The sequence below is a fragment of the Pseudomonas sp. TJI-51 genome (genome assembly GCF_000190455.2).
GTDB classification, from domain to species: Bacteria; Pseudomonadota; Gammaproteobacteria; order Pseudomonadales; family Pseudomonadaceae; genus Aquipseudomonas; species Aquipseudomonas juntendi.
In genome coordinates this window covers 1-3,474 of record NZ_AEWE02000108.1, presented here as the reverse complement: position 1 = coordinate 3,474, position 3,474 = coordinate 1, and the positions used below count along the sequence as shown (strand labels likewise).

The window sequence follows — 3,474 nt, the reverse complement described above, 5'->3', positions numbered from 1 at the left end:
TCGCGGCGCGCCTTGCGCTATGCCGAGGCGGTGCTGGCCGGGGGGCATGATATTGCCCGGCTGTTCTTCTATCAGGACGGGGTACACAGTGCCTCGGCCAACGTGGTCGCGCCCCAGGATGAAGTGGACGTGGCCGCGCAGTGGCGTGCCTTTATCGAGACCCACCAGCTGGATGCCGTGGTGTGCATCGCCGCCGCCTTGCGCCGTGGCGTGCTCGACGAGGCCGAGGCCAACCGCTATCAGCGCCCGGCCGTGAACCTGCCCAGGCCATGGGAGTTGTCCGGCCTGGGGCAACTGCACGAGGCCGCGCAAGTCGCCGACCGCCTTGTCTGTTTTGGAGGCGACTGAAATGGCCAAATCCTTGTTGATCATCAGCCGCCAGGCGCCGTGGAACGGCCCATCTGCCCGCGAGGCGCTGGACATCGCCCTGGCCGGTGGCGCGTTCGACCTGCCGCTGGGCATGCTGTTCCTCGACGATGGCGTGTTCCAGCTGGCGCCAAACCAGCAACCTGCCGCCGTGCAACATAAGAACCTGGCCGCCAACCTGCAGGCGTTGCCGATGTTCGGCGTCGAAGAACTGTTCGCCTGCAACCACAGCCTCACCCGCCGTGGCCTGGCCGCCGACAGCCTGGCACTGCCAGTGCAAGTGCTGGATGACGCGGCACTGACCGCACTGATCGCCCGTTTCGACCAGGTGGTAACGCTCTGATGACGACCCTGCACGTAATTGCCCACTCCCCGTTCGGCGACGAGCGCCTGGCCAGTTGCCTGCGCCTGCTGGGCGCCAACGACGCCCTGCTGCTGTGCGGCGATGCGGTATACGCCCTGCGCAGCGGCAGCGAAGCGTACCGCCAGTTGCAAGCCGCCAGCCTGGCCCAGCGCCTGTTCGCCCTGGACGAAGACCTGCAAGCCCGCGCGGTCGGCAACGACCTGGCCAAGGCCGTGGACTACGCCGGGTTCGTCGAACTGTCGCTGCACTACGACAAGGTCAACAGCTGGCTATGAATACCCTCACCGTTGCCGATCAGGCGATCGCCCTGGACAAGGACGGCTTCCTGGTCGACCTGCAAGACTGGTCCCATGCAGCCGCCGAGGCCCTTGCCGAGCGCGAGGGCATTGCCCTGACCGCGGACCACTGGGAAATTCTCGAACTGCTGCGACAGTTCTACCAGGAGTACCAGTTGTCCCCGGCCACCCGCCCACTGATCAAGTACACCGCCCTGAAGCTGGGCGCGGACAAGGGCAATAGTCCGCACCTGAACCGCCTGTTCAATGGCACCCCCGCCAAACTTGCCGCCAAGCTGGCGGGCCTGCCCAAGCCGACCAATTGCATATGACCCTGCCACCCTTGAATCAAGCCCGCCCGCTGACCCTGGAAACTCCGGCTGAACACCCGTTCGCTGAATTCGTGCGCATTCTTGGCAAAGGCAAGCGCGGCGCGCGCGGCCTTACCCGCGAGGAAGCCAGGGCTGCCATGACCCTGCTGCTGGAAGGCAAGGTCGAGGACACCCAGCTGGGCGCCTTCCTGATGCTGCTGCGGCACAAGGAAGAAAGCGCCGAAGAGCTGGCCGGCTTCACCGAAGCGCTACGCGGCCACCTGCAAGCCCCGCGCATTGCCGTGGACCTGGACTGGCCAACCTACGCTGGCAAGAAGCGCCACTTACCCTGGTACCTGCTGGCCGCCAAATGCCTGGCCGGCAATGGTATTCGCATCCTGATGCATGGCGGCGGTGCACACACAGCCGGGCGCCTGTATACCGAGCAGCTGCTCGGCCTGTTGCATATCCCCCTGTGCCGCGACTGGGCAGCGGTCGACACCGCCCTGGGCCAGCATCAGCTGGCGTTTTTCCCCTTGCACGACTGGGCGCCGCAACTGCAGCGCATGATCGACCTGCGCAACACCCTGGGCCTGCGCTCACCCATCCACTCCCTGGCGCGGGTGCTCAACCCGCTGGGCGCGCGTTGCGGCCTGCAAAGCATCTTCCACCCCGGTTACCAGGCGGTGCACCGCGAGGCCAGCCGCCTGCTGGGCGACCATGCCGTGGTGATCAAGGGCGATGGCGGCGAGATCGAGGTCAACCCGGACGTCATCAGCCACCTCTACGGCACCACTGCCGGCGTAGCCTGGGATGAGGAATGGCCGGCGCTCAGCGAGCGCCGTCACGTCAAACCCGCCACGCTGCAACCGGAGCATTTGCTCGCCTTCTGGCGTGGTGAAGTGCAAGACAGCTACGGCGAGAAAGCGCTGATCGCGACCATGGCCTTGGCACTGCGTGGCCTGGAGCAGACCCGGGAACAGGCCTTCACCAATGCGCAGGCCTATTGGGACAACCGTGATAGATCGATTTAGTCGATAACACTACCCCGATCTTTGCGCTATTTCTTCGAACGATCTGGCCTAGACTGGGCTCCAACGACAAACCCTTTGTTCCAGGAGCTCACCATGGGCCTTTTGATCGACGGCCGCTGGCATGATCAGTGGTATGAAAACGGCAAGGACGGCACCTTCAAACGCGAAAACGCCCAGCGCCGCCATTCGTTGCCCGCCCCCGAAGCCGGCCGTTACCACCTGTACGTGTCGCTGGCCTGCCCTTGGGCCCACCGCACGTTGATCTTCCGCGCCATCAAAGGCCTGGCGCCGTTGATCGACGTTTCGGTAGTGAGCTGGCTGATGCAAGACCATGGCTGGACCTTCGACCAGCAGCAAGGCTCCAGCGGCGATCACCTCGATGCGCTGCAGTACCTGCACCAGCGTTACACCCAGGACGACCCGCACTACACCGGCCGGGTGACAGTACCCGTGCTGTGGGACAAGAAAGAGAAACGCATCGTCAACAATGAGTCGGCTGAGATCATTCGCATTTTCAACAGCGCGTTCAACGCGTTGACCGGCAACACCCTCGACCTGTACCCAGCGCCGCTGCGCCCGGCCATCGAGGCGCTGAATGAACGTATCTATCCGGCGGTGAACAACGGCGTCTATCGCGCCGGCTTCGCGACCACGCAGGAGGCCTACGAGGCGGCGTTCGATGACGTGTTCAACGAGCTGGATCATCTGGAAGATCTGTTAGGCCGCAATCGCTACCTGGCGGGCGAATACCTGACTGAAGCCGATGTGCGCCTGTTCACCACGCTGGTGCGCTTCGACGCCGTGTATCACGGGCACTTCAAGTGCAACCTGCGGCGCCTCAACGATTATCACAACCTGTCGAACTGGCTGCGTGAGCTGTACCAGTGGCCGGGGGTGGCGGGGACGGTGGATATGGAGCATATCCAGAAGCACTATTACATGAGCCACAAGACCATCAACCCGAACGGGATCGTGCCTAAGGGGCCGTTGCAGGATTTCAACCAGCCGCATGATCGGGAGCGGTTGGTGGGTAAAGGGATTTGGCAGGGTTGAGGCACTGGGGCTGCTTTGCAGCCCATCGCGACACAAGGCCGCTCCTACAGCGTGAGGTGCGCCCCATTTGT

The 3,474-nt window shown here is 63.9% G+C and carries 6 protein-coding genes; all 6 read left to right on the top strand.

The window, feature by feature from the left end; genetic code table 11:
* On the top strand, positions 1–348 hold a 348-nt coding region (tusD, locus tag G1E_RS21315; RefSeq protein WP_052960516.1), incomplete at its 5' end, for a sulfurtransferase complex subunit TusD.
* A 1-nt stretch (position 349) separates the two neighbouring features.
* Complete coding sequence (tusC, locus tag G1E_RS21310) at positions 350–709, top strand: sulfurtransferase complex subunit TusC (RefSeq protein WP_009682095.1); 360 nt, start codon at positions 350–352, stop codon at positions 707–709.
* A complete protein-coding gene (gene tusB / locus G1E_RS21305; protein WP_009682094.1) occupies positions 709–1,005 on the top strand; it encodes a sulfurtransferase complex subunit TusB in 297 nt (98 codons plus the stop codon). Before tusC ends, tusB begins: the two co-directional genes overlap by 1 nt.
* Complete coding sequence (locus G1E_RS21300; protein ID WP_009682093.1) at positions 1,002–1,337, top strand: TusE/DsrC/DsvC family sulfur relay protein; 336 nt, start codon at positions 1,002–1,004, stop codon at positions 1,335–1,337. Before tusB ends, G1E_RS21300 begins: the two co-directional genes overlap by 4 nt.
* Positions 1,338–1,348: 11 nt before the next feature.
* Positions 1,349–2,350 (top strand): glycosyl transferase family protein, encoded by a 1,002-nt coding sequence (locus G1E_RS21295; protein ID WP_009682092.1) that lies wholly within the window; start codon positions 1,349–1,351, stop codon positions 2,348–2,350.
* A 93-nt stretch (positions 2,351–2,443) separates the two neighbouring features.
* On the top strand, positions 2,444–3,403 hold the full coding sequence (locus G1E_RS21290; RefSeq protein ID WP_009682091.1) for a glutathione S-transferase family protein: 960 nt from the start codon (positions 2,444–2,446) through the stop codon (positions 3,401–3,403).
* Positions 3,404–3,474: the final 71 nt, after the last annotated feature.

Coding starts and splice junctions, on each gene's coding strand:
- G1E_RS21300 (WP_009682093.1), top strand. CDS start 1,002: ATGAATACCCTCACCGTTGCCGATCAGGCGATCGCCCTGGACAAGGAC.
- G1E_RS21290 (WP_009682091.1), top strand. CDS start 2,444: ATGGGCCTTTTGATCGACGGCCGCTGGCATGATCAGTGGTATGAAAAC.
- tusC (WP_009682095.1), top strand. CDS start 350: ATGGCCAAATCCTTGTTGATCATCAGCCGCCAGGCGCCGTGGAACGGC.
- tusB (WP_009682094.1), top strand. CDS start 709: ATGACGACCCTGCACGTAATTGCCCACTCCCCGTTCGGCGACGAGCGC.